At 39.8% G+C, this 24,775-nt stretch carries 25 protein-coding genes and 1 riboswitch; of the genes, 10 read left to right on the forward strand and 15 right to left on the reverse strand.

Features of this window, described 5'->3' with window-relative positions:
* Nucleotides 1–102: 102 nt before the first annotated feature.
* From NC797_RS08135 to NC797_RS08165, 7 genes are all read right to left on the reverse strand, one after another.
* Nucleotides 103–792, reverse strand: a complete 690-nt coding sequence (locus NC797_RS08135) for an adenine nucleotide alpha hydrolase (protein ID WP_272436280.1) — start codon at nt 790–792, stop codon at nt 103–105.
* Between the two features lie 144 nt (nt 793–936).
* Nucleotides 937–1,722 carry an ABC transporter ATP-binding protein gene (locus NC797_RS08140; RefSeq protein WP_272436281.1) on the reverse strand — a complete coding sequence of 262 codons (786 nt, stop codon included), beginning with the start codon at nt 1,720–1,722 and terminating at the stop codon, nt 937–939.
* The gene (locus tag NC797_RS08145; protein ID WP_272436282.1) at nt 1,719–2,723 is read right to left on the reverse strand and encodes a FecCD family ABC transporter permease; all 1,005 of its coding nucleotides are present in this window, start codon (nt 2,721–2,723) and stop codon (nt 1,719–1,721) included. Before NC797_RS08145 ends, NC797_RS08140 begins: the two co-directional genes overlap by 4 nt.
* On the reverse strand, nt 2,723–3,724 hold the full coding sequence (locus NC797_RS08150) for an ABC transporter substrate-binding protein (RefSeq protein ID WP_272436283.1): 1,002 nt from the start codon (nt 3,722–3,724) through the stop codon (nt 2,723–2,725). The genes NC797_RS08145 and NC797_RS08150 overlap by 1 nt, the downstream gene beginning before the upstream one ends.
* An 87-nt stretch (nt 3,725–3,811) precedes the next feature.
* A riboswitch (adenosylcobalamin (AdoCbl) riboswitch) is annotated at nt 3,812–3,938 on the reverse strand.
* Between the two features lie 253 nt (nt 3,939–4,191).
* A complete protein-coding gene (locus NC797_RS08155) occupies nt 4,192–5,298 on the reverse strand; it encodes an ABC transporter substrate-binding protein (RefSeq protein ID WP_272436284.1) in 1,107 nt (368 codons plus the stop codon).
* Nucleotides 5,299–5,324: 26 nt separating this feature from the next.
* Complete coding sequence (locus tag NC797_RS08160; protein ID WP_272436285.1) at nt 5,325–6,104, reverse strand: ABC transporter ATP-binding protein; 780 nt, start codon at nt 6,102–6,104, stop codon at nt 5,325–5,327.
* A 31-nt stretch (nt 6,105–6,135) separates the two neighbouring features.
* Nucleotides 6,136–6,960, reverse strand: a complete 825-nt coding sequence (locus NC797_RS08165) for an ABC transporter permease (RefSeq protein ID WP_272436286.1) — start codon at nt 6,958–6,960, stop codon at nt 6,136–6,138.
* A gap of 173 nt (nt 6,961–7,133) precedes the next feature.
* On the opposite strand from NC797_RS08165, the gene NC797_RS08170 reads away from it, so the two are divergent.
* The 8 genes from NC797_RS08170 to NC797_RS08205 all read left to right on the forward strand — a co-directional run bounded on the left by NC797_RS08170 (nt 7,134) and on the right by NC797_RS08205 (nt 15,118).
* Nucleotides 7,134–7,958 (forward strand): M55 family metallopeptidase, encoded by an 825-nt coding sequence (locus NC797_RS08170; protein WP_272436287.1) that lies wholly within the window; start codon nt 7,134–7,136, stop codon nt 7,956–7,958.
* 11 nt (nt 7,959–7,969) lie between these two features.
* Nucleotides 7,970–8,902 carry an ABC transporter permease gene (locus NC797_RS08175; protein ID WP_272436288.1) on the forward strand — a complete coding sequence of 311 codons (933 nt, stop codon included), beginning with the start codon at nt 7,970–7,972 and terminating at the stop codon, nt 8,900–8,902.
* Nucleotides 8,903–9,856: an ABC transporter permease gene (locus NC797_RS08180; RefSeq protein ID WP_272436289.1), complete on the forward strand. Its 954-nt coding sequence runs from the start codon at nt 8,903–8,905 to the stop codon at nt 9,854–9,856.
* 9 nt (nt 9,857–9,865) lie between these two features.
* Nucleotides 9,866–10,873, forward strand: a complete 1,008-nt coding sequence (locus NC797_RS08185) for an ABC transporter ATP-binding protein (RefSeq protein WP_272436290.1) — start codon at nt 9,866–9,868, stop codon at nt 10,871–10,873.
* Nucleotides 10,874–10,898: 25 nt separating this feature from the next.
* Nucleotides 10,899–12,542 (forward strand): peptide ABC transporter substrate-binding protein, encoded by a 1,644-nt coding sequence (locus tag NC797_RS08190; protein ID WP_272436291.1) that lies wholly within the window; start codon nt 10,899–10,901, stop codon nt 12,540–12,542.
* Between the two features lie 183 nt (nt 12,543–12,725).
* Nucleotides 12,726–13,646 carry a S66 peptidase family protein gene (locus tag NC797_RS08195; protein ID WP_272436292.1) on the forward strand — a complete coding sequence of 307 codons (921 nt, stop codon included), beginning with the start codon at nt 12,726–12,728 and terminating at the stop codon, nt 13,644–13,646.
* A gap of 24 nt (nt 13,647–13,670) precedes the next feature.
* Nucleotides 13,671–14,690, forward strand: coding sequence for an ABC transporter ATP-binding protein (locus tag NC797_RS08200; protein ID WP_272436293.1), 1,020 nt, complete (start codon nt 13,671–13,673; stop codon nt 14,688–14,690).
* Nucleotides 14,691–14,785: 95 nt separating this feature from the next.
* Nucleotides 14,786–15,118, forward strand: coding sequence for a helix-turn-helix domain-containing protein (locus tag NC797_RS08205; RefSeq protein WP_272436294.1), 333 nt, complete (start codon nt 14,786–14,788; stop codon nt 15,116–15,118).
* A 66-nt stretch (nt 15,119–15,184) separates the two neighbouring features.
* Here the strand turns inward: NC797_RS08205 and NC797_RS08210 are convergent, their stop codons facing one another.
* The 5 genes from NC797_RS08210 to NC797_RS08230 all read right to left on the reverse strand — a co-directional run bounded on the left by NC797_RS08210 (nt 15,185) and on the right by NC797_RS08230 (nt 19,272).
* A complete protein-coding gene (locus tag NC797_RS08210; RefSeq protein ID WP_272436295.1) occupies nt 15,185–15,565 on the reverse strand; it encodes a GNAT family N-acetyltransferase in 381 nt (126 codons plus the stop codon).
* A gap of 241 nt (nt 15,566–15,806) precedes the next feature.
* The gene (locus NC797_RS08215) at nt 15,807–16,064 is read right to left on the reverse strand and encodes a hypothetical protein (protein ID WP_272436296.1); all 258 of its coding nucleotides are present in this window, start codon (nt 16,062–16,064) and stop codon (nt 15,807–15,809) included.
* A 279-nt stretch (nt 16,065–16,343) separates the two neighbouring features.
* Complete coding sequence (locus tag NC797_RS08220; protein WP_272436297.1) at nt 16,344–17,054, reverse strand: gamma-glutamyl-gamma-aminobutyrate hydrolase family protein; 711 nt, start codon at nt 17,052–17,054, stop codon at nt 16,344–16,346.
* A 41-nt stretch (nt 17,055–17,095) separates the two neighbouring features.
* Nucleotides 17,096–18,640 carry a flotillin family protein gene (locus tag NC797_RS08225; protein WP_272436298.1) on the reverse strand — a complete coding sequence of 515 codons (1,545 nt, stop codon included), beginning with the start codon at nt 18,638–18,640 and terminating at the stop codon, nt 17,096–17,098.
* Nucleotides 18,641–18,729: 89 nt separating this feature from the next.
* A complete protein-coding gene (locus tag NC797_RS08230; protein ID WP_272436299.1) occupies nt 18,730–19,272 on the reverse strand; it encodes an NfeD family membrane protein in 543 nt (180 codons plus the stop codon).
* Between the two features lie 351 nt (nt 19,273–19,623).
* On the opposite strand from NC797_RS08230, the gene NC797_RS08235 reads away from it, so the two are divergent.
* Nucleotides 19,624–20,643 carry an LLM class flavin-dependent oxidoreductase gene (locus tag NC797_RS08235; RefSeq protein ID WP_272436300.1) on the forward strand — a complete coding sequence of 340 codons (1,020 nt, stop codon included), beginning with the start codon at nt 19,624–19,626 and terminating at the stop codon, nt 20,641–20,643.
* Nucleotides 20,644–21,270: 627 nt separating this feature from the next.
* Here the strand turns inward: NC797_RS08235 and NC797_RS08240 are convergent.
* The 3 genes from NC797_RS08240 to NC797_RS08250 form a co-directional block, all read right to left on the reverse strand.
* The gene (locus tag NC797_RS08240; RefSeq protein WP_272436301.1) at nt 21,271–21,543 is read right to left on the reverse strand and encodes a hypothetical protein; all 273 of its coding nucleotides are present in this window, start codon (nt 21,541–21,543) and stop codon (nt 21,271–21,273) included.
* Between the two features lie 141 nt (nt 21,544–21,684).
* Nucleotides 21,685–22,401, reverse strand: a complete 717-nt coding sequence (locus NC797_RS08245; RefSeq protein ID WP_272436302.1) for a class I SAM-dependent methyltransferase — start codon at nt 22,399–22,401, stop codon at nt 21,685–21,687.
* A 232-nt stretch (nt 22,402–22,633) separates the two neighbouring features.
* The gene (locus tag NC797_RS08250; protein ID WP_272436303.1) at nt 22,634–24,073 is read right to left on the reverse strand and encodes an MATE family efflux transporter; all 1,440 of its coding nucleotides are present in this window, start codon (nt 24,071–24,073) and stop codon (nt 22,634–22,636) included.
* Between the two features lie 338 nt (nt 24,074–24,411).
* On the opposite strand from NC797_RS08250, the gene NC797_RS08255 reads away from it, so the two are divergent.
* Nucleotides 24,412–24,750, forward strand: a complete 339-nt coding sequence (locus NC797_RS08255; protein WP_272436355.1) for a sortase — start codon at nt 24,412–24,414, stop codon at nt 24,748–24,750.
* Nucleotides 24,751–24,775: the final 25 nt, after the last annotated feature.

Below are 24,775 nucleotides of genomic sequence, written 5' to 3' on the forward strand. Positions count from 1 at the left end.
GTGAAATTGGGTTGGAAAGGGGATAATCCTCTTACCTGTGACAGAAGCCGAACCTTCACCGTTGCTGACGGTGGGGGTTCTTTTTCTTTTTACGCTCTGACATTATTCATCAGGGATTAAGTCTGTATAACAAAACCGATCCTTGCCGGTGAACATATCAGGAGTCACTTTTTTCTCACCCAGAGTAAAATTTATGGTTGATTTGAAAATTGGACCTTCAAAAACAAAAGAATGGTACTCGCCATATTCCCCACATGGATCCACCTCTTTTGGTAACTGATCCATAAACCCGTTTTCAATTATTTTTCCTGAAAATTCCTCACTCAATTTTGTTAAATCTACACATGTAATGACCGTTTTATATCCAAGTGATAAAAATCTATGCAAGAGCTCGTCCGTATTGAAACCCCAGAGTGGAAACAAAGGGGTAACCCCTGTAGGTTTTAGCATATTTTCGCGGTAATCACGAATGTCTTCAAGAAATAAGTCACCAAAGGCGATATGGTTGATACCATCCACTTTCATTTTGCTCATTGCTTCGGCCATGATTTCATTATATATTTCATTTGAACATTTCTGAGGAATACGCACGATTCTAAGGGGGAGACCAATAGAATTAGCTTGAGCCACTAATAGCTCCTCACGAACGCCATGTATACTTGTTCGGTCAAACCCACTAGTGACTGTTGCCATTAATGAATCTACTTCAAATTCATCTGAATGCATGAGATCATGCAGTGCTAAAGTTGAGTCTTTTCCACTAAATGAAACAACAATTTTTGTCTTTGTCACTTTTTAACACGCCCAATCATAGTAAACTTTTTTCTCTTCCATAATCTTTAAATAGTTTTAGGGTTTTAGACCCCCACCTCTAAGTGGAGTCGAGACTCCATCTGATTCCCCGATGTTTCAGCTTGCTGAAACGAGTTCGCTTTGTTACTGCGGATCTAGTATAATCTGTGGTGACACGGTTCGCCTTGGATGGTCAATCACAATCGGTTCGGTGTCATAAACAGAAGCAATTGTTTCTTCTTTTATTACCTCAGCAGGCTCGCCAATCGTTTGAATCTTTCCATCCTGCATTAAGACAAGCCGATCGCAATACATGGAAGCAATGTTGAGGTCATGCAGAATCACTACTACTGTCAATTCCTTGTCTTGTTGCCATCGCTTTACAGCCTCCATCATCTGCAGCTGATGGCCGATATCTAAATAAGTGGTAGGTTCATCAAGCATTAGCACGGTTGGATCCTGTGCCATCACCTTGCCCAATGCCACTCGCTGCCTTTCTCCTCCACTTATATTTTCAATCGTTTGATTTACGATATGCTTAAGGGCTAATATCTCTATCGTCTGATCTACAATAGATTCCTCCTGAAAGGTATTCTTAGTCTCTTCACCCAACCAGTTTTGAAAAGGGTATCTTCCCATCTCGATAATTTCACGAACGGTGAACCCTATCTCTGGGATTGCTTCTTGTGGGAGAACTGCTAGGGTTTGCGCTAACTCTCTCTGCTTGTAACTCTTAATAAATTTTCCATTAATTTCAACCGTGCCTTTCGTTGGTTTCTCGGCACCAGATAGAAGCTTCATCAAAGTAGATTTACCACAACCATTAGGCCCTATTACTCCCAGTACCTCCCCACGTTGTACGCTAAGGTTTATATTCATCAAAATATCTCTTGATCCATATCTCTTACATAATTCCTTTGCTACAATCATAATTTTACTCCCTTTTTACCTTTTTTTAGTAAGTATGCAAAGAAAGGTGCTCCTAGAAGAGATGTTACAACACCTAAGGGGATTTCTTTAGGCATTAAAGCCATTCGCGCGATCGTATCTGCCCATAATACATAAATCGATCCACCAAAAACGGATAGCGGGATGATCAGTCGATAGTCCGGCCCTACAACCATCCTAATTAAATGCGGAACGACTAAACCAACAAAACCGATCACTCCTGATACCGACACTGCTGAGGCTGTTAATAGGGTCGATGTTACAAGGACGACCATCTTCGTTCTTTCTACATTTACCCCAAGATGCAGTGCTTGCCTTTCACCCAATGTAAATAAGTTCAATGCTCTTCCTTGTGACAGTAAAATTACAATTCCAATGAATAAATAGGGTGCCATAATCTTCGGATATTCCCACCCTCTCATTGTTAAACTACCCATCATCCAAAAGACGATCTCGTTTATCGCTTTGCCAGACATGGATACCATTAACGAAATGAAAGATCCTAGGAATGCTTGGACGACCACTCCAGATAAAATTAATGTCTCTTTTTTCATCTGTCCGCTCGTCATGGCAATTTTGATGACTAATAATAAGGTCAATACTCCTGTTAAAAATGCTACAATCGGTATAGAATACATCCCAAATAATGCTGATTGCAAACCAAATAAAATAACAAATGCCGCTCCAAATGAGGCTCCTGAAGATACACCTAATATGTATGGATCTGCCAAAGGGTTGCGTAAGACTCCTTGGAATCCCGCACCTGCCACTGCCAATGCAGAACCAACTAGGATCGCTAAAATAATCCTCGGTAACCGCACGTTTATCACAATGGCTGTACTAACTTCATCCCCCTTACCTAAAAGCACGGACCACACCTCTGTAATAGGTATCATAGAGGACCCTATTGACAGGCTTAATGTGAAGGAAAAGAGAAGGAGCAAAGCTGCCCCTCCTCCATAGAGAAGTAACCTTTTTTTCATTATTCAGCCAACTTCGGATGAATCGCTTCAAAAATTTCAATTAAGCTTTCTGTAATTCGTGGCCCCACACGACTAGCCTTAGTTGAATTCACGCCAACTACTCTCTCATTTTTAACGGCATCGATTACATCCCATCCATCTCTCGATAAGATTTGCTCTTTGTTTTCTTGACCTGCTCCCTCTTCACCGGAAGTATAAAGAATAACTTCTGGGTTTCTTTTAATAACCTCTTCTGGATTCACTTCAAACCAGCTTTCTTGATCTGCAAAAATGTTCTCTCCACCAGCTAGATTTATCAGATCATTAGCGAATTCACCTGAACCAAACGACCAGCCTGCTGAGTATTCAGCATATACTTTCTTAGGCTCTACATTTGCTAGCTTGTCTTTTACATATTGTAGGTCTTCATTCATTTGATCGGTAACAGCTTTTGCTTCTTCTTGATTATTTAAAATAGTCCCTGTTCTTGTAATTGCTTCCATGATTTCTTCTATGGACTGTGGATTTGAACCAAATACCTTAATGTCTTTTGCTCGTAACTGTGCTGCCACTTCTGGCTGCAATTGTGTGTTAATAAAGACTACATCTGGTTGTAAAGCGATTAATTCTTCCTCATTCAATCCAGAATACGTACTCCCTAACTTTGGCAAGTCTGCCGTCTCTTCAGGGTAATTCGAATTATCGTCAACTGCTAATACTTCATCCCCTGCACCTAAAGCAAATAGAATCTCTGTATCACTTGGTATTAAAGACACAAGTTTAGTAGGTTCTGAGTCAAACGTAACCTCTGTTCCAGTTGCATCTGTAACCGTTAATGGATATTCTGTCTCTAGCTTTGATTCCTCTTGTGATCCATCTTCCTGTTCTTCTACCTCTGCGCTTGAATTTTGATCTTGACTTGACTCTTCTTTATTTTCCTCCTGTGTGTTACACCCTACTAACCCTATCGTGACAATAAATAGAAACAATAGGACTGCAATTCGTCTGAACATGTTGTCCATCTTGACCTCTCCCTTTTTTTGTATTCTTTTCCTCACAAAGTAAAACCCTCTACCAGATAGTAGAGGGTGGTTAGGGCATATGTATCCCATAGCCATCCTTTTACCTCGAAGGATATAGCTAAAGATACTGGGGACGTATCTGACTTTAACAGTTGCGGGACAGTGTCGGAATTTCACCGAACTTCCGCCATCCAGTATCTAAATGCAATTAAATTATTCGTTCAAATGATATAGTTTTTTCCTAGTATTGAACTACGCTCCACTTACAAAAGAAAGTTCACTTTTGTTAAAGTGGGGAATTCTAATTAAATATAAAATATATTTTCCTTCTCAAATATAACCCGATTTCACCATAAAATCAATTCCTTAGACTTAATAGGCAAGTGGATTTATTTTATTTGTGCAAGAAAACACCCACCCCCCTGTTGTTAACTTAAAACACAAGGGGGTGGGTGCTTTTTCTATCATTAATATTCTCCGATTACCTCTACCGCCTTTTCCGTGATCGTTGTATCAATTGCTTTATCAAAGTCTAATTCACCTTCTGTTGCTCCATTTTCTTTATACATTTCATATTGGTCCTTTATATTTTCGTTATACATTTCTCCATTAGGATTTAAGCCTGTTACCCCTACATTTTTCCATAACTCTGGATCCTTCATGGCTGTGTATTCTGTCATGATGGAAATAATCTCGTCTAACCCCTTATCCTTATTGAACGCATCGTTGTAGTCGCGTACTCCTTTTAAATAGGCTGCCATAAACCTTAGCGATACATTTTTTTCTTCTGTTACAAATTTAGGGGAGCCAAGAACCATTGCAATTTGTGCTTTTGGTGCATAATCCGTTGTATCGCCAAAACGGGTATGAATACCTTGTTCACTTCCTTTTGTAATAAAAGGCTCAATTTGCAGCGCTGCATCAATAGAACCTTTTTCGATCGCCGCTAACATGTTGCCAAAGTCAGGCATTAACACAAATTCCACATCATCTACTGTTAATCCTGCATAATCTAGCATTCTACGAAAAATGTAATCATCCACCGCATTTTTCGTAGAAACGGCAATCCGCTTCCCTTTAAAATCGGAGTACTCCTTGATCTCATCCTGTAGATCTTCTCTTATGACAAATGAAAAGTAGGAACTCCCTTTAACGTTATGTCCTTTATCCGCAATAATTTTGACATTGATTCCTTGACTAATCGCATTAAAGAAAGATGCAGACGAAATCCCACCAGCGATATCCACTTCACCCGATGCCAGAGCAGGAAGCATGTCGTCACTGTTTGCAAATTTTGCAAATTCAACCTCGATATTGTAATCATCAAAATATCCTTTTTCCTTTGCAATATAGAACCCTGCACCTGAAGCCGATCCATCCTCAGCAATTACCACTTTCGTTTTTTCTTCTAATGGTGCTAGATCTCCTGAAGGATTCTCCTCACTAACATCATCCGCTAATTTATCTAGGTCATCACTATTTGAACTACCTGATGAATTCGATGAGCAACCACTGATGACAAAAGCCAAAACGATGAATGGTATAAAAAACAACCATTTAGCCCATGTTTTCATATAAACTTTCTCCTTTCACTAAAAATTTAGATTCTTGAACCTTGTACCTCAACCTGCAGATGCTTCCATATGTTAACGAAATCATCTGCCATTTCTTTGTTCGATCGAACCTGTTCCATATTTCTTGGTCGCGCTAGATCAATCGTCTTTTGATCAATGATTTGACCAGGCTGGGAGCTCATCAACAATATACGATCACTTAACAAAAGCGCCTCATCAATACTATGTGTAATAAATAAAACGGTCTTTTTTGTTTCGGACCATATATTTAATAACTCTTCCTGTAAAATAAACTTGTTTTGTTCATCTAATGCCCCAAATGGTTCATCCATTAGCAAAATTTCAGGGTCATTTGCAAATGCACGAGCAATACTAACCCGCTGCTTCATTCCGCCAGATAGTTCCTTAGGGTAAAGATTTGCAAACTTATCCAGGCCCACTTTTCTCAAATAATAATCGGTTCTTTCTTGAACGGTATCCTTTGGGAGATGCCGCATTTTAAGGCCAAATGCGACATTCTCATACACTGTCAACCAAGGAATAACCCCTTGTTCTTGGAAGACCATCGACTGTATCGGACGATCTTCCTTTCCTTGTGCAATTGTAAATTCGCCAATACTCGGTGTCTCTAAACCTGCTAAAATACGTAATAAAGTAGTTTTTCCACAGCCACTGGGCCCAATTAAACAAACAAATTCGCCATCCTGAATCTCGACATTTATGTCCTTTAAGGCTACGACGCTACTATTCTTTTTATAAAAAACCTTTGTTAATCCGTCTATTGAAATTTTTGCGTTATCACTCATAGTACCTGCCTCCTTCGTTATCTATATAGCTCTATTTCCATGGCAAAAGTTTTCTCTGTAAACCGCGCAAAAGAAGCGAAAATAGATAACCGAAAAATGAAATGAGCACGAGCCCAACATACATCTCCTTTAAAATAAAGGAACTGTAAGAAGTCCAGATTAAATAGCCAATACCCGAATTGGCACCCATCATTTCAGCTGCAACAATTGTAAGAAGTGCAATTGCCTGACCCATTTGAATCCCTTCAAGCATGACTGGTAAGGAACCAGGCAAGGCTATTTTGAAGAAAAAGTCCTTTGTGCTAGCCCCATAGTTTTTTGCAACATCTAGATAGATCCTGTCAATGTTCACCACACCGGCAACCGTATTAATAATAACGGGGAAAAATACACTTCCCGCTATCGTGACGATTTTAGATACTTCACCTATACCAAAAATAATTAATATAATCGGTAGTAAGGCTAGAGTTGGAATCGGCATCAGTGCCATAACAAGTGGAGAAAAGAAATGTCTGATTGGCGAATATAACCCCATTAACAGCCCTAGAATAATGGCAGGGATGACACCAAGTAAAAAACCTGCAAAAATTCTATATAACGAGATTCCGATATGTTGATAAAGTTCCCCATTCGCTCCCATATCCAAAAATGTTGCTATAATTGCCGTCGGCGCTGGAAAAAACCGAGCATCGACCAGTCCCGTTCTAGACAAAAACTCCCACAAAATCAAAATAAATATTGGTGAGGTAATCGTGAGAATTTGCTTTAATCGTTCTCTTACTTGCCTTTTTTTCCATTCCTGTTGTTCTATTTCGAATGGATCGTAGTCAACTCCATGTATTTTTTCCCGGTTCATACAGTACCACCTCTCGCTGTATAATATGTGCGATCGCCCAGATGTGTGAACCGTTCAAACAAATTAGGGTAAATTTTGAAAATTACCATAATGACAAGAACATACAAAAGTGTTACAATATAACTGCAATTATCAGAAAATTTTAACACCATTGTAAAGGAGTGCTGGACTTTATGAAGCTCTATTTATCCGTTGATATGGAGGGAATTACAGGATTGCCAGATCATACATATGTGGATTCCCATAAACTTAATTACGAAAGAGGCAGACGGATCATGACACAAGAAACGAATTATGTCATTGATGCGGCCTATACTCATGGATGTGAGGAAGTATTAATAAATGATAGTCATTCCAAAATGAATAATCTTTTAATCGATGAGCTTCATCCAGATGCTTATTTAATTACAGGAGATGTAAAACCGTATTCAATGGTACAGGGATTAGATAGTGGCTTTGCAGGTGCTATGTTTCTCGGCTATCATGCGAAAGCTGCCCAACCAGGGGTAATGTCTCATTCGATGATCTTTGGTGTACGTAATTTTTACATAAATGATAAGAGTGTTGGAGAATTAGGCTTTAACGCTTACGTTGCTGGTCATTTTGGTGTGCCCCTTTTAATGGTGGCTGGTGATGATAAAGCATGTGAAGAAGCGGAGGAGTTAATTCCGAACATCACAACTGCCCCCGTGAAACAGTACATTTCTCGGTCTTCAGCGAAAACCTTAACACCAAAGAAAGCTGGGGAGCTCCTTCAGCAACAGACCAAGGTTGCTTTGGAAAACATGAAAAACGTAGAACCATTAATTCCACCAAAACAGCCAACACTACGCATTGAGTTTACGAATTATGGTGAGGCAGAATGGGCCAACCTTATGCCTGGTACGGAAATGGAACCAGGCACACCCACAGTGAAATTTGAAGCAAAAGATATCCTTGAAGCTTACCAAGCAATGTTAGTGATGACGGAGTTGGCCATGCATACTACATTTAGATAGGAGCAAGTTGGATGCTACGTTACATATTAAAGCGTTTTACGATAATGGCTGTTACCCTTTTTATCATTGTCACGTTAACTTTCATACTCATGCATTCGATTCCAGGATCACCGTTCAACCAAGAACGTGGAACGAATGAAGCGGTACAAGCAAATCTTGAGGAATTTTATAATTTGGATGAACCACTTTACGTTCAATACTTTATCTACTTAAAAGCGGTTGCTACTTTTGACTTCGGTCCATCCATTAAACAACCAACAGCAACGGTCAATGACTTACTTGGTCGAGGATTTCCAGTATCCCTTGAACTAGGGCTTGTTTCGATCATTATAGCTGTCATATCAGGAATTTTATTGGGAATTATTGCTGCCCTAAGACACAATGAAATAATTGATTATATAGCAATGACAATCGCTGTATTAGGGATCTCCATTCCCAATTTCATCCTTGCTACTCAACTGATTCAAACATTTGCAGTGAATTTAAAAATTTTGCCTGCAGCTACTTGGTCAAGTCCGATGCACATGATCCTACCCACTATCGCATTAGCTACTGGACCAATGGCAATTATTGCGAGGCTAACGAGATCAACGATGTTAGAGGTATTAACACAGGACTATATAAAAATGGCGAGAGCAAAAGGACTTTCCCCCGCGAAGATTGTTTTTAAACATGCGTTAAGGAATGCACTCATGCCTGTTGTTACGATTCTTGGGACTTTACTGGCAGGTATTTTAACTGGGACATTCGTTCTGGAACAAATATTTGCTATTCCAGGGATGGGCAAGTATTTTGTTGAGAGTATAAATACACGTGATTATCCTGTCATAATGGGGACTACTGTTTTTTATAGTGCATTCCTGATCTTTATGTTATTTCTTGTTGATATTGTATACGGACTGTTAGACCCACGGATCAAGCTGCATCAGAAGGAAGTGAAATAATTGGGATTACGAAAAGAAGTAAACAATCAACACTCTCCATCTGTACCAGATGAATGGTTTAGGCCGATAAATAGAGCAGAACAGAATGCTGAGAAAGTATCTCGACCATCTCTATCCTATTGGCAGGATGCGTGGCACAGATTGTTAAAAAACAGATTAGCTATGACTGGATTGGTGTTTCTTTTCTTTTTAGCCATTATGGCCATCTTTGGCCCGATATGGTCACCCTACTCTGTAACTACGATAGACCTGCCTAATCAAAATCTAGCGCCATCATCATCACACTGGTTTGGAACAGATGACCTTGGCCGCGACGTATTTACACGAACATGGTATGGAGCACGTATTTCCCTGTTCGTGGGACTGATGGCTGCCCTGATTGATTTTTTTGTTGGAATCATTTATGGAGGGATTTCTGGCTATAAAGGTGGTCGAGTCGATAACATTATGATGCGAATTGTCGAAATATTATATGGGCTTCCATACTTACTTATTGTCATCTTATTATTAGTTGTTATGGGACCTAGTTTAACCACCATCATCGTTGCACTATCTGTAACAGGATGGGTTGGAATGGCTCGAATTGTTAGAGGTCAGGTCCTGCAATTGAAAAACTATGAATTTGTTCTTGCCTCTCAATCCTTTGGAGCAAAAACAAAACGAATTATTAGAAAAAATCTGTTACCGAATACAATGGGGCCAATCATCGTCCAAATGACATTAACGGTTCCTTCCGCTATCTTCGCGGAATCTTTCTTAAGCTTTTTAGGGCTAGGTATACAAGCACCCTATGCGAGCTGGGGCGTCATGGCAAATGACGGTTTATCTACGATTCTATCCGGACACTGGTGGAGATTATTTTTTCCTGCTTTCTTTATTTCTGCAACGATGTTTGCCTTTAACGTACTAGGTGACGGGCTTCAGGATGCACTCGATCCAAAGCTGAGGGAGTGATTACTACTTATGGATAAAGTATTAGACGTAAAAAACCTTCATATTTCCTTTACTACGTATGGTGGAGAAGTTAAGGCTGTTCGAGGAGTAACTTTTCATTTAAATAAAGGGGAGACACTAGCAATTGTTGGGGAATCAGGCTGTGGCAAAAGCGTTACCTCCAGTAGCATTATGGGACTGATTCCATCGCCTCCTGGAAAGATTGTAAATGGTTCAATCATGTATAAAGGGAAAGATTTAACAAAAGCGACTGACAAAGAAATGCGCAAAATCCGTGGTGTGGATATATCAATGATTTTCCAGGACCCGATGACAGCACTAAATCCCACCTTAACGGTTGGAACCCAGCTTGTCGAAGGGTTAAAGCATCATAAAACGTTATCTAATAATGAAGCCCGTAAACAAGCAATAGCGATGATGCACCTTGTCGGTATTCCAAATCCAGAAGAGCGAATGAAGCAATACCCACACCAGTTTAGCGGTGGAATGCGGCAAAGAATCGTGATTGCGATCGCACTCATTTGTGAGCCAGAGCTACTTATTGCAGATGAGCCAACAACTGCACTTGATGTCACGATACAGGCACAAATTCTTGACCTGTTTGGACGGATCCAAGAACAACTCGGTGTTTCTATTATACTGATTACGCATGATCTAGGTGTTGTCGCTAAAATTGCGGATCGAATTGCTGTTATGTACGCTGGGAAGATTATTGAAACTGGGACAAAAAGAGAAATTTTTTATCACGCCCAGCATCCATATACGAAAGGCCTGTTACATTCTGTTCCACGATTGGATTTAAAAGAGGCTAAATTAATTCCGATTGATGGTACACCACCAGATTTATTCTCACCTCCAATTGGATGTCCGTTTACAGCAAGATGTCCTTATGCGATGGAGGTGTGTGATAAAGTTTACCCTACTCATTCGAAGATAAGCGATTCACACCATGTAGAATGCTGGCTTCAGGATGACAGGGCAAAGCTCGTAGCTGGCTCAACAGTTACCAGTAAATAGTAAGAACATACGAGGGGGAATACAGATGAAAAAGTGGTTGTTTTTTTTATTCGCCGTACTAGCAGTTATTGTTTTGACAGCATGTACAGCAAATGAAAGTGCTGGTGAAGGCGATCCATCAGAATCAAACGATTCAGATGATGCACAAACTGAAGAACCGAGTGAAAAAGTTTTGTATCTTAATAACGGGGTAGAACCAACTTCCTTTGACCCACCAATTGGATTTGATTCTAATTCGTGGCAGGCGTTAAACAACTTAATGGAAGGTTTAACACGACTTGGAAAGGATGATCAGCCTCAGCCCGCAACTGCAGAGGACTGGGATATTTCAGATGATGGAAAAGAATATACTTTCTATATTCGCGACGATGCAAAATGGTCTAACGGAGATGACGTAACTGCTGATGACTTCGTCTATGCGTGGAAACGTATGTTAGATCCAGAAACAGGCTCACCTGCAGCATTTTTAGGCTACTTTATTGAAGGTGGAGAAGCCTTTAATAGTGGTGAGGGCTCTGCAGATGATGTTGCAGTCGTAGCTGAAGACGACAAGACTTTTAAAGTAACCTTAACAGCACCAACAGGGTATTTCCTAAATGTGATCGCTAACCCTGCATTTTTCCCAATCAACCAAGCAGTCGCGGAAGAAAATCCTGAATGGTTTGCGGAAGCTGACACATTTGTAGGAAATGGACCATTTATTCTAGAATCATGGAAGCATGATACCTCCATGGTGATGGCCAAGAACGATCAATACTGGGATGCAGAAACAGTCAAACTAGATAAAGTAAACTGGGCAATGGTCAATGACTCCAATACCGAATACCAAATGTATCAAAGTGGTGACTTGGACACATCTGGAGTACCATCCGACATGGCGGAAGAGCTCATGAGTGGCGACGATGTGATCATCGAAGATCAAGCAGGTACGTATTTCTATCGCTTTAATGTAACGAAAGAACCATTCCAAAACACTAAAATTAGAAAAGCATTTGCAATGGCAGTTGATCAACAGCAAATCGTTGAATATGTAACGAAAAACGGTGAAAAACCCGCATACGGATTTGTTGCACCAGGATTTACGGGGCCATCTGGTAATGATTTTCGCGAAACAAACGGTAATCTTGTAGAATTTGATCCAGAAAAGGCAAAGACTTTGCTAGAAGAAGGAATGGCGGAAGAAGGTTATGACGAGCTTCCTCCTGTGACATTATCCTACAACACTAGCGATAGCCACAAAGCAATCGCAGAAACACTTCAACAGATGTTGAAACAAAATATCGGTGTTGATGTGGAGCTTGCTAACGCGGAATGGAACGTCTTCCTACAAGATCAAAAGGATCTAAAGCATCAATTATCCCGTAGTTCTTTCTTACATGACTATGCCGATCCAATTAATGCATTGGAAAGCTTTATTACTGACTCATCCATGAACCGTACAGGATGGTCTAATGCAGAATTTGACGGCCTAATTGCTAAGGCAAAAGCAGAAGCCAATGAAGAAAAACGATGGGAATATATGTATGAAGCAGAAAAAGTTCTATTTGACGAAATGCCAATTTTCCCAATCTATTTCTATAATCAAGTATTACTGCAAAAGGAAAATGTGACAGGAATTGTGCGTCATCCAGTAGGGTATATGGAGTTGAAATGGGCAGATAAGAATTAGAGTGTAATAAAGAAAGGGTTGGCTCTATGTACATTCCACCAAACGGGATGATGTTCCCTTTGAGCCAACCCTTTTCCATATTTACATACATACCGCTAAGTGAATGGATCGAACGCGTACCACCCGAGCAAAAATGTGAAGACCCATTTTCTTTTCTCTAAACGAACGATAGAGGTGAACAACATGCTTTTACCTAAAAGATTACACATAGGGGATACAATTGGAATAATTGCACCAGCTAGTCCTCCCAACCTTGAGAATCTGGAAAAAGGCATCATTTTCTTAAAATCCCTTGGTTTACATGTGAAGCTAGGAAAACACGTAACCAGTACGTATGGTTATTTAGCTGGCACTGACCAGAAACGTTTAGACGATGTGCATGATATGTTCAGAGATAACTCCATCTCAGGTATTATTTGTGCATCAGGTGGTTATGGGACAGCACGATTAGCCTCGCAAATAGACTATGATGTGATTATGAAAAATCCAAAAATATTCTGGGGGTATAGTGATATCACCTTTTTGCATACCGCCATACGGCAACAAACAGATCTCGTTACCTTCCATGGTCCAATGGTGAGTTCCGATATTGGTACAAAGGATTTTGCAACACTCTCCAAAAAAATGTTTAAACAAACTTTCGAACCAACGCACTTAGCTTATACCGAGGCAATTAGTCCATTACAAGTACTCTCAGACGGTGAAGCAATCGGCCCATTAGTCGGCGGAAATCTTTCCCTTTTAATAAGCACACTTGGTACGAAATTTGAAATCAACACGAGTGGCAAATTACTAGTGATCGAAGACATTGGCGAAGAGCCATATCGAATTGACAGTTATCTTAATCAGCTTAAAATGACTAGAAAATTTGATGATGCAGCGGGTATTGTTGTTGGTGACTTTAACAATGCCATACCGAAAGAAGGAAAATCATCCCTAACATTGGAAGAGGTCCTACAAGATTATTTTGCTGATTTAAATATTCCTGTTATGAGTGGCTTTAAAATCGGACATTGTTCTCCACATTTCTCCGTACCACTAGGTGCAATGGCAAAGCTATCAAGTGTAGACAAAACATTACAAATTCAACCTGGGGTGCAGTGATTTACTGGAATGGAGGGGTAAAACATGAAGAAAGATCGTACATTAAAAGTTACGAATTTAAAGAAGCACTTCCACATCGGAAAAGGGCAGACATTAAAAGCAGTGAACGGTGTAAGCTTTGATGTGTATAAAGGTGAGACATTTGGGCTTGTTGGTGAATCAGGCTGTGGGAAATCAACAATTGGCCGGACTATTATGGGGTTATATGATCGATCCGACGGAGAAGTTCTTTTTGACGGAAAAAATATTCATGAGTTAGATGAAAAAGAGACCTTTTCATTTCGAAAAAACATGCAAATGATATTTCAAGACCCTTATGCTTCGCTAAACCCGCGCTCAACAGTTAGCGAGGTCATTTCCGAACCTATGGAAATTCACGGCCTGTATCGAAACAAAAAGGAACGTCTTGAGCGTGTGTATCAACTACTAGAAGAAGTTGGATTAAGTCGGGACCATGCAAATCGTTATCCTCACGAATTTAGCGGCGGTCAACGTCAACGAATAGGAATTGCACGTGCTTTAGCATTAAATCCAGATTTTATTATTGCAGATGAACCAATTTCTGCCTTAGATGTATCTGTACAAGCACAAGTCGTAAACCTGTTACAAAAGCTGCAAGAAGAAAAAGGACTAACCTATCTATTCATTGCACATGATCTATCCATGGTTAAACATATTTCCGATCGAATCGGTGTGATGTACTTAGGCAACCTGGTAGAGCTTACTGAAAGTGAACAGCTTTACAGCAATCCATTACATCCTTATACGAAAGCACTTTTATCGGCAATCCCGATACCAGATCCCGATGTAGAGGAAACCAGGGAGAGAATGATCTTACAAGGTGAATTGCCTAGCCCTATTGATCCCCCAAGTGGTTGTGTTTTCCGTACCCGTTGCCCATTTGCTATGGAAGCATGTGCACAACAGATACCTAAGTGGCAAAAGGTAGAAGATAAGCATTACGTAGCATGTCATATATATAACGATGACATTAAAGATAAAAGGCCAATTCATGGCAGGGCTACGGAAACCATCCCGAATTAGGACATGTTTGATGTACCCTCGGATATTTCAAATACCCATCAAACTAACGGCCCGTTAATTGAATAAGGACATTTAAGACAATGGGGGGAAATAAAATGAAAAATAATTTAATTGCTACGTCAATTTTTTCATTAGCGATTGCTATTGTTATTGGCAGTTGGTTCATTTCAAGTGGATTAAATAATAATGGAGAACGTATGCTTATTGAAAAAAATGATATGGAAACGACACATGAAACACTATTGTTAACCCAATCTGAATTAGGAGACTATCTCGGAATCACAGAAGAGGAAATTCAAATGTTTATTAGTGAAGATATTATAAAAAGCGGAATTCCATATATAAAGATTGGAAATGAGTTCTATTTCTCAGTTAAGGCAATTGATAAATGGTTAGTTGAAGTAGGAACATTAAAAGTTGGACAGTAATTCTTGCGAAGGTAGGGGTACAACTGATGAATCTCCTGTAATGGGAGTGGAGGAACAGCCCCGAGTCTAGCGAAAATCTTCAATAACCCAGTAGATTTCATTGTCTTCTTTCCCAATTTGTTTAAAACCTACTTTTTCTAACACCCGTATAGAAGGATAGTTTTGGTTAGAACAGCTTGCTGTTATTTTTTTAACTTTTGGTTGTTTAAGACCCCACTGAACAAATGCAGTTGCCATTTCAGTAGCATAACCATTACCTTGATAGCTTGGGAGAATGCTATATCCTAGGTCCATTTCTCCATTTTCGTCTGGTCCACCCTTAAATCCCATATCACCAATAATGACATTATCTTCGGTGCGAATGATAATACCTTCCCACACATTTTCTTCAGGATACTGACTAAATCGTTCAATTTTATATGGAAGTAATTTTTTATAAACATCCATAGGATATTCGGAAGGAACATTAAAATTTGTGAGCTTTTCTAATTTCTCTATTGCTAACTAACGAGGCTTTCATCATTTCAATTGTAAAAGTAGCTAATATTAGTCTATCTGTTTTCACATAGGGCATATTCGCACACCTTCTCTATTTAAAATTTTAATTTCATCTGTTTAGTTAGTACCTACTTGCTTATTCCATAATCGCCAGTTTGCATTAGTTTAATAAGTTAGATTGATAAATAAATTAACTACTTCCTCCTCCACCAATTCCTCCTGATGAACCACCTCGTTGAGATTTAGCTTTTGCAACTTCTCGTTCAACTTCTTTCTCCTGCTCTGTTTTTTCACGATATGGACTATGAAATCTCTTTTTTTGTTTTCTTTTATCAAGGTAAGTCATAACAATAATAAATATTACTAAAAGTGCGTGTTCAAAAAGTCGATAAATTAGAAGCAAGCAGGTCGAGGCGGCGTAGTTTTGAGTAACGGAAAAACAAGCCATTTAAGGAATACAGGCTAAGACCGCCACGTCCTGTGGCAACGCCTGCATGACCCACATCGTGTGGGCCCGAGATGCGCAGCTTATCATTTGGGGACTTTTTGAACATCCTCTAAAAACAAGCTCCATAAAATATTGAAAGCACCTAATCCCACCTTTATGTTTTTACAAAAAATAATAAGGAAAAAGCAGACCTGGTGATTTGGCCTGCTAAACTCCTTGTTAATCTTCCTAATTTTATAAACAGATTCTTATATCTGAATCTTTTCACCTATACTTCTTTCACTTCTGACATGCACGAATAAACGACTGATAAATTCTTAAGGAAGTTATGTCATCAGTTGCTGCCATGTTTTCTGGGTGCCATTGAAGTCCAAGAACAAAGGTATGTTTACTACTTTCTATCGCCTCAATCACACCATCGTTTGCTTTTCCACTGATCTTGAATGTTGACGGTACTTCCCTATTTGCTTGGTGATGACGACTATTCACTTTTAATTTTCTCGATTCAATTATGTCATACAGTAATGAATTGGTCTCAACTTGAACATAATGGGACCCATGCCCTTTAGGCGCTTTTTGCTGGTGTTGCAGTAATTCTTGATTCATTTGAGCATAAATATCTTGATACATCGTTCCGCCTGCTGCAATATTCACGATTTGACAACCTCGGCACACAGCAAGAATCGGTTTATTTTGTTCCAATAACTTCTTGATAAGTGCCACCTCAAACCGATCACGCTCTGGAGTGATCACCCCTAAATTCGGATGCGGTTCTTCTCCAAACAATGTTGGGTCAATATCATAGCCACCTGTCGCATAGAATCCATCGATCGTATCTGCAACTTGATCAATATCTTCCTCCTGCAAAAAGTTTGGCAATATAATAGGTAGCCCTCCAGCCCTTGTAATTGCTTTAATATTATCCGTACCAACTGTCGATGATTGTTCATCAACGTCAATTGATGATGTTATTCCGATTAATGGTTTCAAAGTTTATCCTCTCCATTAGATAATACTTGATATCTCTAAAACTATTCTAACGTATTGTCTGCTTTTGTTCCTTTGCTGGAGCTTAGCTGTGATTTATCAGGTGTTTGAGGTTGTGCCAAAGGTCCTGGAGTCCCTTTACCAGAAAAACTTTCGATTAACTCTTTTACATCAATTCCTGACGAAGCTTTTAATGACTCTTGTAGTGTTGACATTAAATTGGTTGCATAGCCCGTCACTTTATTTGCGCCACCATTTTCACCGTTACTACCTGTGTCAACAACCGTAATTTTATCAATATTTGAAATAGGGCTGGCTACTTCTTTCGCATACGCTGGAAGCATGTTCAGAATCATATCTAATATTGCCGCTTCCCCATATTGCTCATATGCCTCAGCGATTTTCTGTTTCGCTTCTGCCTCAGCCAGACCTTTCAAGCGAATGACTTCGGCTTCTGACTCACCCTGTGCTTTTTCTGCCTCTGCTTTAGCCAAACCATCGATGCGGACTTTTTCAGCTTCTGCCTTTGCCATTGATTCCACGTGGTATTGATGTGCATCAGCTTCAGCAAGCCTTTTCCTTTTTTCCGCTTCTGCCGCTTGTTCCACAGAATAACGATCGGCATCTGCTTTCTTTTTGACCTCTGAATCATACTGCTTTTCACGACGTGCAATTTCTTTCTCTTCCAATTCAATTTGCTTTTGTCGTTCAATGATCTGAACTTGCATTCTTTGTTCCGTTACTTCTTGTTGCGAGCGCGCTTCTTCAAGGTGGTAGGCTTGGTCAGCACGTGCTTTTGCGCTATCTTGTTCCCGGCGGTATTCGGCAGTTTTCATTTGGTTCGTTTTTTCGGATTCAGCAATTTCTGTTTCTCGTTCTAATTCAGATTTTTTCGCATCTTTATTTGCTTCCGCACGCTTAATTCGTGTTTCCTTTTCCGCATCAGCAGTTGCAATATCTGCATCCCGCTTCACCTGTGCTATTCTTGGTTTACCAAGTGATTCTAGATATCCGTTTTTATCACGTACATCTTTAATCGTAAACGAAACAATAATAAGACCCATTTTAGCTAGATCTTGAGAAGCAACACGCTGTACTTCTTGTGAAAATTTTTCGCGATTTTTATAGATCTCCTCAACCGTCATGGTGCCTAGAATTGAACGAAGGTGGCCTTCCAAAACTTCTCTAGCTTCATTTTCGCGATCTTCTTTTGTTTTTCCTAAAAACTGTTCCGCAGCAGTAGCAATTTCATTAATGGAGCCACCTATTTTGATGATGGCCGTACCATCTGCCATTACGGGAACACCTTGTTCTGTGTATACTTCTGGTGTTTGTACGTCAAGCTTACTCGAGAGTAGACTTAACGGCTCAGCTTGCTGGAAAACAGGTAGGATAAACGTTCCCCCACCACGAACAATTTTAATTCTGTTCCCAGATTCATCTACATTCACATTTTTAGATCCCAAATAACTTCCTGTTACTATTAATGCCTCATCCGGCCCAGCAGTTCGATATTTTGATACGAACACACCAATTAAAGCTAATAACAAAACAACAACAATTCCAATGACAATAATGATTGGCGCCATTCTTCCACTCCCCTATTATATTTTTTTGAATTCTTCTATATAAAAACTCGCAATACGAGCTCCTATCAAATGAGTCCTGATCGCACTTATTAATTGTCTAAAAACAGCGACTCTCGGGGTGATACATAAAGTACGCCGTCAGCAATATCAACCACTAACACTTCCGTCCCCTCTCGTATCGGTTGATCTTCAAAGCTTTTCGCGGACTTAGAAATAGACCCGCTTTTTCCAGATAGAAATACTTCACCAAATCCATCTTCCGGAATGGACACGATTACTTTTCCCATTCTCCCTTTTAAATCATCTTCAGAATAAACAAGTGATTCTTCCGCTGATGAAATCGGAATAAGGATGAACACATTTAACAAGATCACTAATATGAATGCTAGAACGAGTGCAATGACAAGAATCAGCAGGCTGTTAAGAGATGTGGATATTTCTAATAAGTACCCTGAAGCACTTAAAAAGGTTATAAAAGAAAGTACGAGAGTAGGATTGAATATGCCATCAGATAAGAATTCGAACATCCCCTCCAATACATCTCCCAGAATGATGTAAATAAAAGTGAAACAACCACCAACAATTAACCCAAACAAATAGACAGTTTCTAATGAGTATCCTAAAATTTCCATACAAAAAATTCCTTTACTTTTGGATTTTTAATACTATTTTATCATACCTATTAATCTCAAAAAGTAAAAACCTTCATAAATATCCTGTCATTTACTAGTACGAATAAAACAGTGAAAAGTTTCGTATTTCACTAAATTTTATGAAAATTTAAAAGAGGACATTTTTTTCGCTATTCGTCAATGGAAGTGTTTTTGGTATGTAAACGGACATCTGTTCCACTCTTTTTAGAAAAAAACTGATTAAAATCACCACCCATTACCTTACATAACGATTAGAAGTCGAATTAGTAGACGACTACTTTTAAAAACCGTATCATTTCTTAACAAAGAAGGAACTAGAAGGAGTGTGCAATGTTGACAAATATTAAAATAAAGCATTTCCATAACATACCCTTATCCATTTTAGATCTTGCTCCCATAACAGAGGATGGCGATGCAAGCCAATCTTTTGCAAATAGCGTAGAATTAGCCCAGTATGCTGAAAAGTGGGGGTTTCACCGTTATTGGTTTGCAGAGCACCATAACATGCCTGGTATCGCAAGCTCAGCAACATCTGTTGTCATTGGTCATATTGCTGGCGCAACTAAGCAAATTCGCGTTGGCTCAGGTGGTATAATGCTGCCGAATCATGCCCCCCTTGTGATTGCTGAACAATTTGGTACACTCGAATCAATGTTTCCAGGACGGATCGACCTTGGGCTTGGCCGTGCGCCTGGAAGTGATCAAGCAACAGCGTATGCGCTGCGTCGTACACTTAGCAGTCGTGCTGAAGATTTTCCAGCACAATTAGAAGAATTACAAAGTTTCTTCCAACATGATCCAACTGCTCGGGTTCGGGCTTTCCCTGGAGAAGGACAAGACATTCCAATCTGGCTCTTAGGCTCAAGTGGATTTAGCGCCCAGCTGGCGGCACAAAAAGGATTGCCATTTTCTTTCGCCAGTCATTTTTCACCAGATTATACGTTACAAGCACTTGAACTCTATCGCGATAACTTTAAACCATCTGAAGTGTTGAAAAAACCACATTCAATGGTTGGCATAAATATAATTGCAGCAGATTCAGACGAAAGGGCCAAGTGGTTAGCAACCTCTCAACAGCAGCAATTCTTAAGTCTAACGAGAGGCAATCCAACACCACTGAAACCGCCAGTAGATAATATAGATGACATATGGACTAGCCATGAGCGGGCAGCAATAGGGAAAACGTTGGATCCCCGTTCAACCATCGTCGGCGATCCAGACAAAGTAAAACAAAGTCTTGAAAATTTCCTAAATGAAACAAAAGCAGACGAGGTCATCATTAACTCTCAAATTTACTATCAAAAGGATCGATTACGTTCCTATGAAATCATTTCAGAGCTAATGGATTAGCCCATTCCAGAGGGTGTCCAGCCGTTTTTTCTAAAAAAATGCATTAATAACTCGACATCCGCATATCTTCATTAGCGATTGTCGAGTTATTTGTACCAGTTTGCTACTATTTCAACAAACTATAAATCTACTTCCTATAAAGTGCGTGTTCAAAACCTCCATGGCTTATCGGCCACCATAATGAGTGAAAACAGGATTAAAGTCATTAGGTTTCGTATAAAAAGCCAGATAATTAAAAGCGAGCAGATGGAGCAGGACGCGCGTTCGGCCGGTTTTTGGCCCCGAATGCGTCTTCATCGCACGGATGAGAGCGCGTTTGGCTGGTTTTTCGCTCCGAATGCGTCTTCATCGCACGGATGAGAGCGCGTTTGGCTGGTTTTTGGTCCCGAATGCGTCTTCATCGCATGGATGAGAGCGCGTTCGGCCGGTTTTTCGCTCCGAATGCGTCTTCATCGCACGGATGAGAGCGCGTTTGGCTGGTTTTTCGCTCCGAATGCGTCTTCATCGCACGGATGAGAGCGCGTTCGGCTGGTTTTCGGCTCCGAATGCGTCTTCATCGCACGGATGCGCAGCTTATCGTTTGGCACTTTTTTAACACGCTCTTAAAAATACTCTAGTTTATTCTTATTACCAGAAGAAAAAAGGTAATAAGGCAAGTGCAGCGATTGCCGCAAATGAAATTCCCCAGTGATGTCCATATCCGCCATATCCGCCACGGCCGTAGCCACGTCTATATCCGAAACCATATCCTCCTAGACCACGAGCAGGTAATGGTCTCAAAATTACATGTGATCTGGAAACATGATGCACAATTCCGCGATGAATGATTCCATCATGTGTTCGTATAGCAACTGGTCTACCCACACTTTTACAGCAAGTATGATAATAATTTTGTGACATAAACGATCTCCTTTCATCCAGTTTTCCCTAATAATATATGCATAGTTTAAAGTTATGGACAGGACAATCGTTGACGTCATTCACACATTTTTCATTATGGAGGCAAGAGTACGAACTTCTATCTTTTGATACACTATTCGTTTACTTTATTGCTTTTTTACAAAAATACATATTGGCACCCAATGTTGCTTCATATGTTTCGATCAGTTCTTGGTGCCTCGCCATAATGTCAAATAACCCATCATCAATATCGTCTAAAAGGTCAAACTCTGTATCTGCACGCATCTCTAGTGGGGCAACTCGATTCACCTTCACCTCATGAAACCCTGCTTCTTTCAAATAGGTCATCCATTCCCTTTCTTCTAAAATATACTTGATGCCATAAAATTCTTTCAACGCATCGATGTCCTCGATAGTTGCATCCTGTTTTTTTGTCATTTCAAGCATAACCAACATCCCATCTCGCTTTAAAACTCTTGCATATTCTTTCAATGATTGCGGCGCATCTGTAAAAGATGTTACGGACTCTGATAAAATAATATCAAAGGATTGGTTATCAAATGGTAGTGCCTCCGCTTCACCTTGTACCATATTAACCTTCAGCGTTGCATCGTTTAATCGTTGCTCCATTTTGTCTAACATTCCTTGATGGGGATCAAGCCCAGTCACATGACAATCATATGTTTCTGCGATATAGGCAGCTGTTTGACCAGTACCACAACCGACGTCAAGTATTCGCTTTTGCTCGTTTATACCCAAATTCTTCACTGTTTTTTTCGTTAGGGATAGACTACCTGGGTGGGCTCCCCCAACACCAAAAGCAGCCAAAACATCCGTATATGTGTAGTTAACTTCCAATACCCTTCCTCCTTAACCCCTGATAAAATCAATCCATTACTGGTATGTTATGTACCTTTCTTTATTTAGGTATAGACGAACATCACGTTTCATTGTACAGAAAACTCGATGATTAACGAGCCATGGTCCCACTGAGGTGACCTAAAGGCACATTTTACTTTCTGATCTAAAAAAAACATCCAATAGAGAGCGACTCTATAGGATGTTCACACTTTAATAGGTTGTTCGCACTTTAATAGTTATTTGCTGTACCAGACATTGTTTCTTTCGTTGTTTGTGGATGGCACTCTGATTCCACTTCTCTTATTTTCTCAAGTTTCATCCAATTCCCTTTTTTAAATTTCACAGTCAATACAATCGCTCTTGCTGCAATATCAAGTCCGATGGCAACCCAAACACCCGCAAGTCCCCATCCTAACCTAATTCCTAATAGATAGACAAGCACCGTTCGGATAGCCCACATCCCTACAGCTGTAAGATACATCGGAAACTTTGTATTGTTAGCACCTTGAAATGCACCGGTTAAAATTAACAATACAGCAAGAAACGGTTGAAAAACACCCGATATCTTAAGCGCCGTTCCGATGTTTTGTATAACTTTAGGGTCATCAGTAAAAAAACCACCAGCCCAATTTCCGAGAAAAAATAACACCGCACCAAGAATGGACATAAACCCGACAGCCAGCCAAGTACAAAGCTTGGCAAATAAAACAGCCTCACCCTTTTTTCCAGCACCAATCTGCTGTCCAACCAGTATCGTAGCAGCAGTCGCAAAACCATATCCAATCATATAGGAGAAAACTTCAACATTCCCTGCAATTTGATGTGCCGCAAACACATTCGTTCCAAGAGCAACTACAAATCCAAAATAAACAATTTGACCAACGCGCATTACAAGCCGCTCGCCTGCCGCAGGGCTCCCTAATGTAGTTAATTCCCACAAATGTTGTTTATCTGGTTGCCAGAATTGTTTTTTAAACGAGAGTACTGGTGACCGTTGATTATAATAGAGTAACACCATTGTTCCAACCAATCTTGAAAAAACAGTTGCTAGAGCTGCTCCGACAATGCCCAGTTCAGGAAAAAACCATATTCCAAATATAAGAACATAATCAAGCAATCCATTAACAATGTTAATAACAATACTTACTTTCATTGGCGATCTTGTGTCACCCGCGCCCCTCAAGTTAGCACTCATTACAAACATTAGGGACATAAATATGGAAGGAATTGCAACAATCTTCAAATACGTCTCTCCAGCCGACAGTACGTTTGCTTCAATTCCCATCAGTTTTAAAAGTGGAGCCGCAAAAAACAGTGTAATAATGCCAGTTAGTATCCCAAATATAACAGAGAGCAAAATCGACTGCTGAGCAATATGCCTCGCTCTTTCTGGTTTTTCAGCTCCTAATGCATTCGCAACACGAACATTGGATGCTACTCCAATCGCCATAAAAAGCGCAAAATAAATTGCCAACACTGCATTTGTCACGCCAACAGCAGAAACCTCAGCCAAGCCTATTTTAGACACGAAATAAGTATCAACAAACCCTAAAATAGTTTGGAAAAAATTCTCGATTACCGCTGGCATAGCAAGCACCAAAATGATCTTCACCTTAGCCCTTTTCGCCTTCGCATTCACTACTTTGCCTTTTACTTTTTCCTGTTTCATCGACAAACCTCCAAATGAATACTACTGCCACTATTTTAACCATAGTGATCAACACTATCCTATTAGGTTTGAAGAGATTGTGTTTCTATTTATAATACAGTGGTTCGATATTGTTCCTTCTATAACACCGTGTTGACTTGATGAATACTGTTATGACAATATCCTTTTTGTACATATGACTTAAACAAGCTCATAAAATAAGCATAAAAAAAGTGCACTAAATAGTACAAAGTATAAGAAAGCATAGCTTACGAGCATAAAAAACGCCCAAAGATAGGTGCAGTTTTTGGCAAATTAACGATTCCAAGATTGGATAAAGAATTTCCATTAATAGAGGGATCAGAAGCAGATCAACTCAAAAAGGAGTTGGACACTTTCGCCAAAGCGTACTCCCTGGGGTAGCAGACAACTCCGTACTTGCAGGTCATCGAGACTCCGTTTTTCGTAGACTAGGAGAACTTGAAATGGGAGATGTTATCATTACTGAAACAAACAAAGGTGCTTTCACTTATAAAATAACAAAGCAACAAATCGTTGATAAGGATGATAGAACAATAATTGTCCCTTCCAAAAAACCCATTCTTACCGTTGTGACCTGCTATCCCTTCCGATATGTCGGAAATGCGCCAAAACGTTATATCCTAACAGCAACTCTAGTTGCAAGCACCTTGAATTAGTTGCGTATAAAGATTTATATAAGAA

This window comes from Terrihalobacillus insolitus, assembly GCF_028416575.1.
GTDB classification, from domain to species: Bacteria; Bacillota; Bacilli; order Bacillales; family Amphibacillaceae; genus Terrihalobacillus; species Terrihalobacillus insolitus.

Coding starts and splice junctions, on each gene's coding strand:
- NC797_RS08140 (WP_272436281.1), bottom strand. CDS start 1,722: ATGATTGTAGCAAAGGAATTATGTAAGAGATATGGATCAAGAGATATT.
- NC797_RS08145 (WP_272436282.1), bottom strand. CDS start 2,723: ATGAAAAAAAGGTTACTTCTCTATGGAGGAGGGGCAGCTTTGCTCCTT.
- NC797_RS08150 (WP_272436283.1), bottom strand. CDS start 3,724: ATGGACAACATGTTCAGACGAATTGCAGTCCTATTGTTTCTATTTATT.
- NC797_RS08155 (WP_272436284.1), bottom strand. CDS start 5,298: ATGAAAACATGGGCTAAATGGTTGTTTTTTATACCATTCATCGTTTTG.
- NC797_RS08160 (WP_272436285.1), bottom strand. CDS start 6,104: ATGAGTGATAACGCAAAAATTTCAATAGACGGATTAACAAAGGTTTTT.
- NC797_RS08165 (WP_272436286.1), bottom strand. CDS start 6,960: ATGAACCGGGAAAAAATACATGGAGTTGACTACGATCCATTCGAAATA.
- NC797_RS08170 (WP_272436287.1), top strand. CDS start 7,134: ATGAAGCTCTATTTATCCGTTGATATGGAGGGAATTACAGGATTGCCA.
- NC797_RS08175 (WP_272436288.1), top strand. CDS start 7,970: ATGCTACGTTACATATTAAAGCGTTTTACGATAATGGCTGTTACCCTT.
- NC797_RS08185 (WP_272436290.1), top strand. CDS start 9,866: ATGGATAAAGTATTAGACGTAAAAAACCTTCATATTTCCTTTACTACG.
- NC797_RS08190 (WP_272436291.1), top strand. CDS start 10,899: ATGAAAAAGTGGTTGTTTTTTTTATTCGCCGTACTAGCAGTTATTGTT.
- NC797_RS08195 (WP_272436292.1), top strand. CDS start 12,726: ATGCTTTTACCTAAAAGATTACACATAGGGGATACAATTGGAATAATT.
- NC797_RS08200 (WP_272436293.1), top strand. CDS start 13,671: ATGAAGAAAGATCGTACATTAAAAGTTACGAATTTAAAGAAGCACTTC.
- NC797_RS08205 (WP_272436294.1), top strand. CDS start 14,786: ATGAAAAATAATTTAATTGCTACGTCAATTTTTTCATTAGCGATTGCT.
- NC797_RS08210 (WP_272436295.1), bottom strand. CDS start 15,565: ATGGATGTTTATAAAAAATTACTTCCATATAAAATTGAACGATTTAGT.
- NC797_RS08215 (WP_272436296.1), bottom strand. CDS start 16,064: ATGGCTTGTTTTTCCGTTACTCAAAACTACGCCGCCTCGACCTGCTTG.
- NC797_RS08225 (WP_272436298.1), bottom strand. CDS start 18,640: ATGGCGCCAATCATTATTGTCATTGGAATTGTTGTTGTTTTGTTATTA.
- NC797_RS08230 (WP_272436299.1), bottom strand. CDS start 19,272: ATGGAAATTTTAGGATACTCATTAGAAACTGTCTATTTGTTTGGGTTA.
- NC797_RS08235 (WP_272436300.1), top strand. CDS start 19,624: ATGTTGACAAATATTAAAATAAAGCATTTCCATAACATACCCTTATCC.
- NC797_RS08240 (WP_272436301.1), bottom strand. CDS start 21,543: ATGTCACAAAATTATTATCATACTTGCTGTAAAAGTGTGGGTAGACCA.
- NC797_RS08250 (WP_272436303.1), bottom strand. CDS start 24,073: ATGAAACAGGAAAAAGTAAAAGGCAAAGTAGTGAATGCGAAGGCGAAA.